11 protein-coding genes are annotated in these 14,791 nt (G+C 69.0%); all 11 read left to right on the top strand.

Annotation, left to right across the window (positions count from 1 at the left end; translation table 11 throughout):
• Positions 1-90 precede the first annotated feature (90 nt).
• The 11 genes from EUA06_RS02805 to EUA06_RS02855 all read left to right on the top strand — a co-directional run bounded on the left by EUA06_RS02805 (position 91) and on the right by EUA06_RS02855 (position 14,778).
• Positions 91-783 carry an MBL fold metallo-hydrolase gene (locus EUA06_RS02805; protein WP_129473465.1) on the top strand — a complete coding sequence of 231 codons (693 nt, stop codon included), beginning with the start codon at positions 91-93 and terminating at the stop codon, positions 781-783.
• Complete coding sequence (gene hisS, locus EUA06_RS02810; RefSeq protein ID WP_129473466.1) at positions 780-2,132, top strand: histidine--tRNA ligase; 1,353 nt, start codon at positions 780-782, stop codon at positions 2,130-2,132. The genes EUA06_RS02805 and hisS overlap by 4 nt, the downstream gene beginning before the upstream one ends.
• Entirely contained in the window at positions 2,129-3,931 is a 1,803-nt protein-coding gene (aspS, locus tag EUA06_RS02815) for an aspartate--tRNA ligase (RefSeq protein ID WP_129473467.1), read from the top strand. Before hisS ends, aspS begins: the two co-directional genes overlap by 4 nt.
• Positions 3,932-4,157: 226 nt before the next feature.
• Complete coding sequence (locus EUA06_RS02820; protein WP_129473468.1) at positions 4,158-5,192, top strand: ABC transporter permease; 1,035 nt, start codon at positions 4,158-4,160, stop codon at positions 5,190-5,192.
• Positions 5,193-5,272: 80 nt separating this feature from the next.
• Entirely contained in the window at positions 5,273-7,045 is a 1,773-nt protein-coding gene (locus EUA06_RS02825; RefSeq protein WP_129473469.1) for an ABC transporter substrate-binding protein, read from the top strand.
• Positions 7,046-7,217: 172 nt separating this feature from the next.
• Complete coding sequence (locus EUA06_RS02830; protein WP_129473470.1) at positions 7,218-8,228, top strand: ABC transporter permease; 1,011 nt, start codon at positions 7,218-7,220, stop codon at positions 8,226-8,228.
• Positions 8,229-8,239: 11 nt separating this feature from the next.
• Positions 8,240-9,328 (top strand): ABC transporter ATP-binding protein, encoded by a 1,089-nt coding sequence (locus tag EUA06_RS02835; protein WP_129473471.1) that lies wholly within the window; start codon positions 8,240-8,242, stop codon positions 9,326-9,328.
• Positions 9,329-9,513: 185 nt separating this feature from the next.
• A complete protein-coding gene (locus tag EUA06_RS02840) occupies positions 9,514-10,668 on the top strand; it encodes an ABC transporter ATP-binding protein (RefSeq protein WP_129473750.1) in 1,155 nt (384 codons plus the stop codon).
• Positions 10,669-10,703: 35 nt separating this feature from the next.
• On the top strand, positions 10,704-12,098 hold the full coding sequence (locus EUA06_RS02845; protein WP_422879738.1) for a replication-associated recombination protein A: 1,395 nt from the start codon (positions 10,704-10,706) through the stop codon (positions 12,096-12,098).
• A 20-nt stretch (positions 12,099-12,118) separates the two neighbouring features.
• Complete coding sequence (locus tag EUA06_RS02850) at positions 12,119-13,075, top strand: TIGR03885 family FMN-dependent LLM class oxidoreductase (RefSeq protein ID WP_129473472.1); 957 nt, start codon at positions 12,119-12,121, stop codon at positions 13,073-13,075.
• A 32-nt stretch (positions 13,076-13,107) separates the two neighbouring features.
• Positions 13,108-14,778 (top strand): alpha-amylase family protein, encoded by a 1,671-nt coding sequence (locus EUA06_RS02855; RefSeq protein ID WP_129473473.1) that lies wholly within the window; start codon positions 13,108-13,110, stop codon positions 14,776-14,778.
• Positions 14,779-14,791 lie beyond the last annotated feature (13 nt).

The raw sequence follows: 14,791 nt of genomic DNA on the forward strand, positions 1-14,791 counted from the left end.
GACGGCCCTCGGTAGGCTTCCCACCTGAGCGGATGGGACGATCGTCCGCCCCCGTCGACCACTTCGAGCATCTAGCAAGGACTGACGCCTGTGTTCATCGCTGGCTTCCCCGCCGGACCCTGGGGGACCAACTGCTACGTCGTCGCCACGGGTCCCGGGGCCGAGTGCGTCGTCATCGATCCCGGCAAGGACTCGGCCGAGGGCGTCGCCCAGGTCGTCCGCGAGCACCACCTCAAGCCGGTCAGCGTGCTGGTCACCCACGGTCACGTCGACCACATGTGGTGCGTGGCTCCCGTCGCCGGCACCTACGACGCCACCGCCTGGATCCACCCCGCCGACCGCCACCTGCTGAGCGACCCGATGGCCGGGATGAGCCCCGAGACCACCCAGATGCTGCTCGGCGGCGACTACACGTGGGCCGAGCCCGACGACGTGCGCGAGCTCTCCGACCTCGCCGAGCTCGAGCTGGCCGGCCTGAGGTTCGTCGTCGACCACACACCCGGGCACACCGAGGGCTCGGTGACCTTCCGTACGCCGTACGCGCAGCAGGACGTCTCCGAGGTGATGTTCTCCGGCGACCTGCTCTTCGCAGGCTCGATCGGTCGCACCGACCTGCCCGGCGGCGACCACGCGACGATGCTGCGCAGCCTCACCGACAAGGTGCTGCCGCTCGCCGACGACGTCGTCGTCCTGCCCGGTCACGGTGAGCAGACCTCCATCGGGCGCGAGCGCGCCACCAACCCCTACCTCCAGGACCTGTCGACAGGCGTGATGGACCGATGAGCAAGATCGCCCCCCTCAGCGGGTTCCCCGAGCTGCTGCCCGCCCAGCGTGCCGTCGAGCGCGAGGTCATCGCGTCGCTGTCGCGGACCTTCGAGCTGCACGGCTTCGCCAACATCGAGACCCGCGTCGTCGAGCCGATCGACCGGCTCGCCAAGGGCGGTGAGGTCGACAAGGAGATCTACGTCCTCCAGCGGCTCGCCGCGGAGCCGGACGCGAAGGCCGAGCTCGGCATGCACTTCGACCTCACCGTGCCGTTCGCGCGCTACGTCCTCGAGCACGCAGGACACCTCGAGTTCCCCTTCCGCCGGTTCCAGGTCCAGCCGGCCTGGCGCGGCGAGCGGCCGCAGGAGGGTCGCTTCCGCCAGTTCACCCAGGCCGACGTCGACATCGTCGGTCGCGACGAGCTGCCGTTCCACCACGACGTCGAGGTGATGTCGGTGATGGTCGACGCGCTGAGCCGGCTCCCCATCCCGCGCCTGTCGTTCCAGTTCAACAACCGCAAGCTCATCCAGGGCTTCTACCGGGGCCTGGGCATCGACGACGTCACCGACGCGATCCGCGTCATCGACAAGCTCGACAAGCTCCCGGCCGACGAGGTCGCGCGGATGCTGGTCGAACGCGTCGGCACCACACCGGAGCAGGCGCAGCGCTGCCTCGAGCTGGCCACGATCCGCGTGTCCGACAGCGCGTTCGTCGAGCAGGTCCGCGCACTCGGCGTCACCGACGAGCTGCTCGACCAGGGCCTCGAGGAGCTCGCGGCCGTCGTCGAGGGCTGCCGCGCCGTCGCGGGCGACCGGGTCGACGTCGAGGCCAACCTGCGCATCGCGCGCGGCCTCGACTACTACACGGGCACCGTCGTCGAGGTCTTCATGGCCGGCTACGAGCGGCTCAAGTCGGTCGGTGGGGGAGGGCGCTACGACGCGCTCGCCAGCGACGGGCGTACGACCTATCCCGGCGTCGGCGTCTCCTTCGGCGTCTCCCGCACGCTGGTCCCGCTGATCTCCGACGGCGTCCTGTCCGGGAGCCGGCCGGTGCCCAGTGCCGTGCTCGTCGCGCTCAACACCGAGGACGACCGCGCCGCCAGCACGGAGGTTGCAGCGGCGCTCAGGCAGCGGGACATCGCGTGCGAGGTCGCTCCCTCGCCCGCGAAGTTCGGCAAGCAGATCCGCTTCGCCGAGCGGCGCGGCATCCCCTACGTCTGGTTCGTCCAGGCCGACGGAACGAACCAGGTCAAGGACATCCGGTCCGGCGAGCAGGTCGACGCCGACCCCGCCACCTGGACCCCCCCGGAGCAGGACCTCCGGCCCACCATCATCAGCACAGCCAGCACATCTGAGGAGAACCAGTGATCCGCACCCATGACGCCGGCGCCCTGCGCGCCGAGCACGTCGGCCAGACCGTCACGCTCGCCGGATGGGTGGCGCGCCGACGCGATCACGGCGGCGTGGCGTTCCTCGACCTCCGGGAGGCCAGCGGCGTGGTGCAGGTGGTCGTCCGCGACGAGGAGGTCGCGCACAGCCTCCGCAGCGAGTTCTGCCTGAAGGTGACCGGCGAGGTCGTGGCCCGCAAGGACGGCAACCAGAACCCCAACCTCGCGACCGGCGAGATCGAGGTGGTCGCCACCGACCTGGTCGTGCTGTCCACCTCCGACCCGCTGCCGTTCCCGATCGACGACGCGTCCGGGCACAAGGGTGGTGAGGTCGGCGAGGAGGCCCGCCTCAAGCACCGCTACCTCGACCTGCGCCGCTCGGGTCCCGCTGCCGCGCTGCGGCTGCGCTCGAAGATCAACAAGGCCGCACGCGACGTGCTCGACGCACGCGACTTCGTCGAGGTCGAGACGCCGACCCTCACCCGGTCGACCCCCGAGGGTGCCCGCGACTTCCTGGTGCCGGCCCGCCTGGCCCCCGGCAGCTGGTACGCCCTGCCGCAGAGCCCCCAGCTGTTCAAGCAGCTGCTGATGGTCGGCGGCATGGAGCGCTACTACCAGATCGCGCGCTGCTACCGCGACGAGGACTTCCGTGCCGACCGGCAGCCGGAGTTCACCCAGCTCGACATCGAGATGAGCTTCGTCGACCAGGAGGACGTGCTGACGCTGATGGAGGACGTGCTCGAGGCGATGTGGGCGCAGGCCGGCCACACGATCGAGCGACCGATCCCGCGGATGACGTACGCCGACGCGATGGCGCGGTTCGGCTCCGACAAGCCCGACCTGCGCATGGGCCTCGAGCTCGTCGACTGCACCGACTACTTCAAGGACACCCCGTTCCGGGTGTTCTCGCCCGACAACGCCGCCTACGTCGGTGCCGTCGTCATGCCCGGTGGTGGCAGCCAGCCGCGCCGTCAGTTCGACGCCTGGCAGGACTGGGCCAAGCAGCGCGGGGCCAAGGGCCTGGCCTATGTCACCGTGGCCGAGGACGGCGAGCTGGGTGGCCCGGTCGCCAAGAACCTGTCGGACGCCGAGCGCGCGGGCCTCGTCGCCCACGTCGGCGCAGCGCCGGGGGACTGCATCTTCTTCGCAGCCGGGCCGGTCAAGAGCAGCCGCGCGCTGCTCGGTGCCGCCCGCCTCGAGATCGGGCGCCGCGGCGACCTGCTCGACGACTCGACCTTCGCCTTCACGTGGGTCGTTGACGCGCCGCTGTTCGAGCCGAGCTCCGAGGCGGTCGCCAGTGGCGACGTCGCCGTGGGGGCCGGCGCCTGGACGGCCGTGCACCACGCGTTCACCAGCCCGAAGGAGGAGTTCATGGACTCCTTCGACACCGATCCGGGCAGCGCGCTGGCCTACGCCTACGACATCGTCTGCAACGGCAACGAGCTCGGTGGCGGGTCCATCCGTATCCACCGCGGCGACGTGCAGAAGCGCGTCTTCTCGGTCATGGGCCTCGCCGAGGACGAGGCGCAGGAGAAGTTCGGCTTCCTCCTCGACGCCTTCAAGTTCGGCGCGCCCCCGCACGGCGGCATCGCCGTGGGGATGGACCGGATCGTCGCGCTGCTCGCGGGCAGCGACTCGATCCGCGACGTCATCGCGTTCCCCAAGTCCGGCGGCGGGTACGACCCGCTGACCGCGGCGCCGTCGCCGATCACGCCCGAGCAGCGCAAGGAAGCCGGGGTGGACGCCACTCCGACGAAGGACGACGAGCCCGCGTCGTAAGCAGTCTTGTCGCACGCGTGGGTGCGTCAAGGAAGTTCCGTCGCGCCCACGATCCGACGAAGGTTTGCCCGTCCCGGGGACGTCAACTGGTTAATGCGTCGTAACTGGATCGTTACGCGTCAGTGATCGTCCGTGCGGCGCGGGTCACATACAGTCCTGTCTCGGCGCTGGCCCCGGGTGATCCCCGGATCAGGGCCGGGACAGTCCCGAACCAGATGGGGAGAGCATGTCGGCAGACACCGCAGGACCGGAGACGCTGGGCTCGTTGAGCACCGAGCCGGAGCACCAGGATCCCAACAGCCAGCAGGCCAAGGAGATCGCCGGCAAGTCCCCGATGCGGATCGCGCTGGGCCGTCTCGCCAAGGACAAGATCGCCGTCGTCTGCGCCGTGGTCGTCCTCTTCTTCATCATCTGCGCCGTCTTCGCGGGTCCGATCAGCGCCGCCTTCGGCGTGAGCCTCGAGACCCCGCTCGCGAGCGAGCGTGTCGACGGCCTCAACCAGGGCCTCCCGAAGCCCGAGATGGGCCCGCCCAACGGCCCGTTCACCATGGAGCACCCCATGGGTGTCGCGCCGCGCACGGGTGAGGACAACCTCGCCTACTGGCTCTACGGCTGCCGTGTGTCGCTGCTCATCGCGGCCACTGCAACGCTGTTCGCCAGCGTCGTGGGTGTGATCGTCGGACTCCTCGCCGGGTTCCTCGGGGGAGCGGTCGACAAGATGCTGTCGTTCTTCATCGACATGTTCCTCACGATCCCGTTCCTCCTCGCCGCGCTGACGATCGCGCCGATCATCAACGACCGGTTCAACCTCTCGGACAACTACGGCACCATCCAGAAGACGGCGCTGATCGTGGTGCTGTCGATCTTCGGCTGGATGGGCACCGCCCGCCTGATCCGCGGTGAGGTCCTCGCCCTCCGCGAGCGCGAGTTCGTGCAGGCGGCCCGGGTGATGGGCATGCCCACCCGTCGCATCCTCTTCAAGGAGCTGCTGCCCAACCTCGCGGCCCCGATCATCATCAGCATCTCGCTGATGCTCCCGACGTTCGTCGCGCTCGAGGCCGGCCTCGCGTTCCTCGGCATCGGCGTCACCGACGGCGTCTCGTGGGGACAGACGATCCTCAAGGCGACCAACCTGACGTTCTTCCGTGAGTACCCGCAGTACCTGTGGCAGCCCCTGCTGGGCATCGTCGCGCTGGTGCTCTCACTCAACTTGCTGGGCGACGCGGTCCGCGACGCCCTCGACCCCAAGACCCGACGCTGAGCCAACCGGCTCCGACCAGGGTCCCTGCACGCGCCGAAGACGCCGTCCTCGGTGAGAAAAAAAAGGAAAGGCTGGACAGCATGAAGCGGAACAAGCCGCTCGCGCTCGTCGCTGGCGCCGCTCTTCTGACCCTCGCTGCCTGTGGTGGCGGGTCGTCGGACGATGGCGACAACGGCGGAGGCACGGACAGGACCTTCGGCGACCAAGAAGGGGGCACCAAGGACGCTGAGCGTCAGGGCCCCGCAGCAGAGATCGAGGGAGCTGCCGCTGGCGGCACCATCACGGTCTACCTGCCGGGTGACCCGGGTCCCGACACGCTCGACCCGACCGCCGGTTGGTCGGTCACGGGCAACTCGATCCAGCAGGCGCTCACGAGCCGCTCGCTGACCCAGTACGTCCGCGACGAGGAGGGCCAGCCCGTGCTGGTCCCCGACCTCGCCACCGACCTGGGCACGGCCAACGAGGACTACACCGAGTGGACGTTCACGATCCGTGACGACGCCACGTGGGAGGACGGCCAGCCCGTCACCGCCGAAGAGGTCGCGTTCGGCATCTGCCGCTCGCTCGACTCCGACGCGTTCCCGTCCGGTGCCGGCACCGAGTACTCCAAGACGTACTTCGAGGGTGCTGCGGACTACGAGGGTCCCTACACCGGCAAGGACCCGAAGTGCGAGAACTGGTCCGGCATCTCGGTCGAGGGCCAGGACATCACCATCTCGATGGCCACCCCGTTCCCCGACATGGACTACTGGGGCGCCTTCATGGCGATGGGCCCGGCTCCGCTCGGCAACGCCTCCAAGCCGCCGAACTACGGCACCAAGCCGCTCTCGAACGGCCCCTACAAGGTCGACAGCTACAAGCCCAACGAGGAGCTGGTCCTGGTCAAGAACGACCAGTGGTCCGCTGACTCCGACCCGGGCCGTCACCAGTACGCCGACGAGTTCGTGTTCAAGTTCAACCAGGACCAGGCCAAGGTCGACGAGATCATGCTCTCGGACAACTCCGACAGCCAGACCGCTGTCTCCACCGGCCTCGGTTCGGACAAGTACAACGACGCCAACAGCCAGCTCGGCGACCGGCTCGTGCAGCAGACGTCGCAGTGCGTGGCGACGCTGACGCCGGACTACACCAAGATCACCGACGTCAACGTCCGCAAGGCGCTCGCCTACGCGTACCCCTACGAGGACGTGTGGATCGCCGGCGGTCAGGTTCCGGGCGTGACCCGCATTCCGGCCAACTCGGTCATGCCTCCCGGCATGGCGGGCAAGAAGGACTTCCAGGTCGACGGTGAGCAGATCACCTACGACCCGGAGAAGTCGAAGGAGCTCCTCGCGGAGGCTGGCTACGGCGACGAGCCGTACCCGATCACCATGGTGTTCTACGAGGTCGACCCGCTGGCCGTCGCCGCTCAGGACCAGATCACCAAGGGCTTCGAGGCCGGAGGCTTCTCGGTCAAGGCCATCCCGGTCCAGGACTCGCCCTACAACGTCTGGCTCGACCCGGACAACAAGGTCAACAAGAAGCTGAACCTCCGTGGCGTCTCGTGGTGCTCGGACTGGCCGGCCGGTTCGACCATGCTGCCGCCGCTGCTGAAGGGTGGCGCTGTCTACAACACCGCCCTCTTCGACGAGGCGTCGGTCAACGATGAGATGGACAACATCGCCACCCTTCCGCTCGAGGAGCAGGCCGACGCCTGGGGTGCGCTGGACGAGAAGATCATGACGGAGTACTTCCCGATCATCCCGACCGCGTTCCTCAACGACCTGTTCGTCTTCGGCTCGAAGATCGGCAACCCCACGGGCGATGGCTCGATCGGTGCGCCGAACTACAAGGACCTCTACGTCATGCAGTGATCCTGGTGCTCTTGCAGGATCGGAGAGCACCGCGTAGTTCCTGTAGTACAAGTAGCAACCACTGACGGGTGGGGGCTCCCGGACCGGGAGCCCCCACTCGCCAGCCCGGACCCGGTAGGCTGTCCCGCCTCGGGGGTCCGACTCATCCACCATCCCCGGAGAGTGACCTGCGATGTTCGCTTATGTCGTGAAGCGGCTGATCTCGGGAGTCCTCGTCGTGACGCTGGTCTCGATGGCGATCTTCCTGCTGTTCTGGTACGGCCCGTCGAGTCCCGCACAGCCCATCTGTGACCGCGAGACCAGTAACAGGTGCACCCCTGCGCGGCTCGACACCTACGAGCGCACGCTCGGCTACGACAACCCCGTCTACGTGGAGTACGGCAAGTTTGTCGAGGGCATCTTCGTCGGACGCACCATCACGATCGCCTCCAGCGAGTACGAGTGCGGCGCGCCATGCCTCGGCGTCAGCTTCCGCACCAAGCAGCCGGTCAAGGAGGAGCTCGTCTCGCGGATCCCCGCGACCTTCTCCATCGCCATCGGTGGTGCGTTCCTCTACCTCCTCTTCGGCGTGCCCATCGGGGTCGCCGCCGCGAAGAGACGCGGCAGTGTGGCCGACAAGGCCCTGGTCTCGAGCTTCCTGTTCATCAGCTCGATCCCCTACTACCTCTTCGCGCTGCTGACCTGGCTCTACCTCACGATCACGTTCGAGGTGCCACTGTTCAGCGACACGGGCTACTTCCCGATCACCCAGGACGGACCGTTCAAGTGGTTCAGCGGGATGTTCCTGGCGTGGGTCGCGCTCGGCATCTTCGGCTGCACCCAGTACACGCGATTCACCCGCGGTGCGATGGTCGAGGCCCTCAGCGAGGACTACATCCGCACGGCCAAGGCCAAGGGCCTGCCGACGCGGACCATCGTCTACAAGCACGGGCTCCGCGCCGCCCTGGTGCCGGTCGTCACGATCTTCGGCATCGACTTCGGCACCCTGCTCGCCGGCACGATCTTCACCGAGCGGATCTTCGAGATCCAGGGGATCGGTTGGTGGGCCCTCGAGGCCGTGCAGGGCCGCGACCTGCCCGTCGTGCAAGCGACCGCGCTCTTCAGCGCCGTCATCCTGATCTGTTCCAACCTGCTCGTGGACGTCGTCTACAGCGTCCTCGACCCGAGGGTGAGGCTTTCGTGACCAGCGTTCCCATGACCCAGTCGTCCGCCGCCGAGCGCGACATGACGGACGGGCCCTACCTCCAGGTCGAGGACCTGAAGGTCACCTTCCCGACGCAGGACGGTCCCGTGACCGCCGTCAGCGGTCTGACGTACTCGGTCGAGAAGGGCAAGACCCTCGGCATCGTGGGGGAGTCCGGTTCGGGCAAGTCCGTCTCGAGCATGGCCGTGATGGGCCTGCACGACACCAAGTCCGCGCAGATCTCCGGTTCCATCCGGGTCGGCGGCACCGAGGTCGTCGGGCTCAGCGAGTCCAAGATGCGCGGCCTGCGCGGCAACTCGATGGCCATGATCTTCCAAGACGCACTCGCGGCGCTGCACCCTTTCTACAAGATCGGCGGGCAGCTCGAGGAGGCCTACCTGGTCCACCACTCGAGCGCCTCGAAGCGCGACGCGCGTCGCAAGGCGATCGAGATGCTCGACCGCGTGGGCATCCCGCAGCCCGATCGACGGGTGGACGACTTCCCGCACCAGTTCTCCGGTGGCATGCGGCAGCGCGCCATGATCGCGATGGGCCTGATCAACGACCCGTCGCTGCTCATCGCCGACGAGCCGACGACCGCACTGGACGTGACCGTGCAGGCGCAGATCCTGGACCTGCTCCAGGACCTGCAGCGCGAGTTCAACTCGGCGGTCATCATCATCACCCACGACCTCGGCGTCATCGCCGAGATGGCGGACGACGTCCTCGTGATGTACGCCGGTCGCTGTGTGGAGTACGGCACCACCCGGCAGATCCTGACCTCGCCCGAGATGCCGTACACCTGGGGCCTGCTGTCGAGCATCCCCGACGTCACGGCATCGACCGATGCCCGCCTGATCCCGATCCCGGGCAACCCGCCCAGCCTGCTCCGGCCGCCGTCGGGCTGCTCGTTCCACCCGCGGTGCGTGCACATGGACAAGGTCCCCGGTGAGCTGTGCCGCACGGACCTTCCGGAGCTGCTGCCCGCCAGCAGCGGCACGGCCCACCTCAAGCGATGCCATCTCGCGGACCCGGTCGGTGTCTACCGGACCGAAGTGCTGCCCGAGATCGCCCCCGAGCTCGTCGAGGAGACCCGATGACGCAGGACCCCAACGCCCGCGCCCAGATCGAGCCGACGGAGGTGGGCGCCAACGCCGCCGAGGCCGGTGATCGCCAGCTCACCGCGGAGAGGAGCCCGGAGACCCCCGACGCCTACGGCTCGCACGAGATCGGCGTCGAGGGCCTCGACTTCGCCACGCTGGCCGAGCAGGGCCACACCGCCACGATGCTCGACCCGCTGGCACCCGCGGTGCTCTCGGTCGACAACCTGAAGATGTACTTCCCCGTGAAGTCGTCGGGCGTCGTCCGCCGGACCATCGGGCACGTGCAGGCCGTGGACGGCATCTCGTTCGAGGTCCCCAAGGGCGGTTCGCTCGGCCTGGTGGGCGAGTCCGGTTGTGGCAAGTCGACCACGGGTCGGCTGATCACCCGGCTCTACAAGCCCACCGGTGGGTCGATGATGTTCGACGGGCACGACCTCGCGAAGCTGTCGGCCCGGGAGATGAAGCCGCTGCGCCGCGACGTGCAGATGATCTTCCAGGACCCCTACACCTCGCTCAACCCGCGTCACACGGTCGGTGCGATCGTCGGTGCCCCCCTCGAGGTGCACAAGATCGTGCCCAAGAACAAGGTGCTCCCGCGAGTGCAGGAGCTCCTCGAGATCGTGGGCCTCAACCCCGAGCACTACAACCGCTACCCCAACGAGTTCTCCGGCGGCCAGCGCCAGCGCATCGGCATCGCCCGTGCCCTCACGCTCAACCCGAAGGTGCTGGTGGCCGACGAGCCGGTGTCCGCGCTCGACGTGTCGATCCAGGCGCAGGTCGTGAACCTGCTCCAGGACATCCAGACCGAGTTCGACGTCTCGTTCCTCTTCATCGCCCACGACCTCGCGATCGTGCGCCACTTCTGTCCCGAGGTCGCGGTGATGTACCTCGGCAAGATCGTGGAGATCGGCGACCGCGAGACCATCTACGGCAGGCCGCACCACCCCTACACCCAGGCCCTGCTCTCCGCGGTGCCCGACGTCAAGCAGGCCGCCGTCGGTGGTCGGCGCGAGCGCATCCGCCTCGAGGGCGACGTGCCGTCCCCGATCAACCCGCCCTCGGGCTGCCGGTTCCGCACCCGGTGCCAGTTCGCCCAGGAGATCTGCGCCAAGGTCGAGCCGCCGTTGCTCCAGATCGGCCAGCGGCACAAGGTCGCCTGCCACTTCGCCGGCGAGCTGGGCTCGCACCCTGCGACGCCGGTCACGACGGAGCTCCTCGGTGTCGACGACCAGGGCAGCCCGGTCGCGGGAGCGACGCCGAGCAACACCCAGCTCACCATCCCGGGCTACGAGGACACCTGGTACGACCTCAGGACGAAGCAGACCACGGGGGCCTGACCCACTCGTCCGACCCGCGGGGGATACTCACCCACGTGGACAGCCTGTTCGAGATCCCGGGCGCGGGACAACCCGCGCCCGCTCTCTCGACGGGTCCTGGCGTTCCCGGGAGCGGTTCGCTCGGCGCCAACACCCATGCATCGGCTCCGCTGGCCGTACGCATGCGGCCGCGCACGATCGACGAGCTCGTCGGTCAGCAGCAGCTGCGCGCTGCCGGGTCGCCCCTGCGCCGCCTGATCGAGGGCGACCAGTCGATGTCGCTCCTGCTCTGGGGGCCGCCGGGCACCGGCAAGACCACGATCGCCGCGATCGTCAGCCAGCAGACCAGCCGCCGCTTCGTGGAGGTGTCGGCCGTCTCCGCCGGCGTCAAGGAGGTCCGCGCCGCGATCGACGGCGCTCGTGCGGAGCTCGTGCGCAGCGGGCAGGAGACGGTGCTCTTCGTCGACGAGGTGCACCGCTTCAGCAAGGCCCAGCAGGACGCCCTGCTGCCAGGCGTGGAGAACCGCTGGGTCACCCTCATCGCCGCCACCACGGAGAACCCCTTCTTCTCGGTGATCTCGCCGCTGCTGTCCCGCAGCCTGCTGCTGCGGCTGCAGTCGCTGACCGACGACGACGTCGCCGAGGTGATCGACCAGGCGCTCGCCGACGAGCGCGGCCTGGCCGGCGAGATCGGGCTCGACGACGACGCCCGCGCCCACCTCGTACGCCTGGCCGGGGGCGACGCACGGCGCGCGCTCACCTACCTCGAGGCCGCCTCCGGGGCGGCCGCCAGCACCGGTCTCGACGCCATCGACCTCACGACGGCCGAGACGGCCGTCGACCAGGCGGCCGTGCGCTACGACCGCCAGGGCGACCAGCACTACGACGTGATCAGCGCCTTCATCAAGTCGATCCGGGGCTCCGACGTCGACGCCGCCCTGCACTACCTCGCCCGGATGATCGAGGCCGGAGAGGACCCGCGCTTCATCGCCCGCCGGCTCGTCATCAGCGCGAGCGAGGACATCGGGCTCGCCGACCCCACGGCCCTGCCGACCGCGGTCGCCGCGGCGCAGGCCGTCCAGCTGATCGGCATGCCCGAGGCACGGCTCAACCTCGCCCAGGCGACGATCGCGCTGGCCGTCGCCGCCAAGTCCAACGCGGTGATCACGGCCATCGACGCTGCCCAGGCCGACGTACGTGCCGGCAAGATCGGCAACGTCCCGCCCCACCTGCGCGACGGGCACTACGCCGGCGCCGCCCAGCTGGGCCACAACTCGGGTGCGCCGAAGCCCTACGTCTACAGCCATGACGCGCCCTACGGGATCGCTGAGCAGCAGTACGCCCCCGACGAGCTCACCGACGCCACCTACTACCGGCCCACCGCGCTCGGTGCCGAGGCGGCGGTCAAGGAGCGCTGGGAGCGGGTCCGCCGCATCGTGCGGGGTTCGTGACCGGCGTCTACGGTGAAGGGATGCGCCTCGGATTCCACGCGTCCCACGAGCAGATCGCCCCGTCCCGCCTGCTGGCCGACGTCGAGCACGCCGAACGGGCGGGCTTCGAGATGGCGATGTGCTCCGACCACTTCGGCCCGTGGAGCGAGCGGCAGGGCCACTCGGGCTACGCGTGGTCCTGGCTCGGAGCGGCCCTCGCCCGCACGGACCTCGAGCTGGGTTGCGTCAGCGCACCCGGCCAGCGCTATCACCCTGCGGTGGCCGCCCAGAAGATCGCCACGCTGGCGGAGATGTTCCCCGGACGCTTCTGGGTCGCACTCGGCAGTGGCGAGGCCAGCAACGAGCACATCACCGGCGACCGGTGGCCGCGCAAGGAGGTCCGGACCCGACGTCTCGAGGAGTGCGTGTCGGTGATCCGCCGGCTCCTCGACGGCGAGGAGGTCAGCCACGACGGGCTGGTGACCGTGGACCGCGCGCGCCTGTGGGAGCGGCCCGCCGTACCTCCCCGCCTGATCGGTCCGGCCGTGTCCGTGGCCTCGGCCGCGCGCGTCGCCGCGTGGGCGGACGGGCTCGTCACGATCAACCAACCGGTCGAGGTGCTCCGCGACATCGTGTCGGCCTACCGCGACGCCGGGGGCCGCGGACCGCTGTCGCTGCAGGTGCACCTGTCGTGGGCACCGACGGCCGAGGAGGCGGACGCCATCGCCTTCGACCAGTGGCGCAGCAACGTCTTCACCGAGCCGGTCAACTGGGACACCGAGACCCAGCAGGGATTCGACGTGATGGCCGAGCACGTCGACCTGAAGGCCGTCCGCGGTGCGGTGGAGGTGTCGCACGACCTGTCGTGGCACCGCGACCGGCTCGCGGAGCTCGCGGCCGTCGGCTTCGACGACCTCTACCTGCACCACGTCGGCCAGGAGCAGACAGCCTTCCTCGACACCTTCGGCTCCGAGGTGCTTCCCGCCCTGCGGGGCTGACGCGGGAGCGTCGTATCTGCTTGTGTGGCTGGGTGAGAGTCACTGACACGAGCGACCTGTGGTGGAAGAGCGCGGTCATCTACTGCCTCGACATCGAGACCTTCTACGACGCCGACGGTGACGGGGTGGGGGACCTCGGCGGGCTGGCCGACCGCATCGACTACCTCGCCGAGCTGGGCATCACCTGCTTGTGGCTGATGCCGTTCTACCCGAGCCCCGACCGCGACGACGGCTACGACATCACCGACTTCTACGGCGTCGACTCCCGGCTGGGCAACCACGGCCAGCTCGTCGAGGTGATCCGCACCGCCCACGACCGGGGCATCAACGTCATCGCCGACCTGGTCGTCAACCACACCTCCGACAAGCACCCGTGGTTCCAGGCCTCGCGCCGCAGCACGACCAACCGCTACCGCGACTACTACGTGTGGCGCGACACCGAGCCCCCGGACACCTCGAAGCTGGTCGTCTTCCCGGACCAGGAGGACTCGATCTGGGAGCGCGACGCCCGCACCGGCGAGTGGTACCTCCACAACTTCTACAAGCACCAGCCCGACCTCAACCTCGCCAACCCGGCCGTGGTGGACGAGATCCTCCGCGTGGTCGGCTTCTGGCTGGAGCTCGGCTTCGACGGCTTCCGGGTCGACGGCATCCCGTTCTTGGAGCAGCACGCGGAGAACGCGGGTGATGCCGCAGGCACGGTCGACCCCCACGAGCTCATGCGGACCATCCGCGCGTTCCTCAACCGGCGCACCGGCTGGTCGATGATGCTCGGCGAGGTCAACCTCCCGCACCCCCAGCAGCGGGCGTTCTTCGGCGGCAAGGCCGCCAACGAGCTGCAGATGCAGTTCGACTTCATCGGCATGCAGGCCACCTACCTCTCGATGGCCCGGGAGGACGCCCGTCCTCTGGTCAGGGCGTTGAAGCAACGTCCGACGATCGACGAGACCTGCCAGTGGGCGACGTTCCTGCGCAACCACGACGAGCTGACCCTCGACAAGCTCAGCGACGCGGAGCGCCAGGAGGTGTTCGCCGCGTTCGGGCCGGATCCCGAGATGCAGGTCTTCGACCGCGGCCTCAAGCGCCGGTTGCCCGGCATGCTGGGCGGTGACCCGCGGCGGATCCGGATGGCGTACAGCCTGATGTTCTCCCAGCCCGGCACGCCGACCCTCTACTACGGCGAGGAGATCGGCATGGGGGAGGACCTGGCCGTCGACGGCCGGATGGCGGTCCGCACCCCGATGCAGTGGAGCGGCGGGCGCAACGGCGGGTTCTCGAGCGCCACCCCCGGCAGGTTGATCCAGCCGGTCGTCACCGGTGCCCGCGGCCCCGAGCACGTCAACGTCGTCGCGCAGATGCACGACCCGGACTCGCTGTGGAGCTTCATGCGCAAGCTCATCAGCATCCGGCGCACGTGCCCCGAGCTCGGCTGGGGCACCTGGAGCGTCGTGGACCAGCCGGAGCGCAGCGTGCTCGTGCAGCGCTGCCAGCTCGACGGTTCGGCGGTCGTCATCGTGCACAACCTCGCCGCGGACCCCGTCACCGTCGAGGTGCCGATCGACCCGCGCGGCGACGACCTCGAGGCGGTGGACCTCATGTCGGACGAGGTGCTGACCGGTGGCGCCACCACGACGGTGGCGCTCGACGGCTACGGCTACCGCTGGCTGCGCGTGCGGCCCGCGGGTGATCTCGCCATCCCCTGATCCTTGTAGGCTC

The organism is Nocardioides glacieisoli (genome assembly GCF_004137245.1).
Taxonomy (GTDB): Bacteria; Actinomycetota; Actinomycetes; order Propionibacteriales; family Nocardioidaceae; genus Nocardioides; species Nocardioides glacieisoli.

What these genes read in the sequence shown, in the direction of transcription:
- EUA06_RS02825 (WP_129473469.1), top strand. Translation starts at nt 5,273, where the DNA reads ATGAAGCGGAACAAGCCGCTCGCGCTCGTCGCTGGCGCCGCTCTTCTG.
- EUA06_RS02830 (WP_129473470.1), top strand. Translation starts at nt 7,218, where the DNA reads ATGTTCGCTTATGTCGTGAAGCGGCTGATCTCGGGAGTCCTCGTCGTG.
- EUA06_RS02835 (WP_129473471.1), top strand. Translation starts at nt 8,240, where the DNA reads ATGACCCAGTCGTCCGCCGCCGAGCGCGACATGACGGACGGGCCCTAC.
- hisS (WP_129473466.1), top strand. Translation starts at nt 780, where the DNA reads ATGAGCAAGATCGCCCCCCTCAGCGGGTTCCCCGAGCTGCTGCCCGCC.
- EUA06_RS02850 (WP_129473472.1), top strand. Translation starts at nt 12,119, where the DNA reads ATGCGCCTCGGATTCCACGCGTCCCACGAGCAGATCGCCCCGTCCCGC.
- EUA06_RS02820 (WP_129473468.1), top strand. Translation starts at nt 4,158, where the DNA reads ATGTCGGCAGACACCGCAGGACCGGAGACGCTGGGCTCGTTGAGCACC.
- EUA06_RS02840 (WP_129473750.1), top strand. Translation starts at nt 9,514, where the DNA reads ATGCTCGACCCGCTGGCACCCGCGGTGCTCTCGGTCGACAACCTGAAG.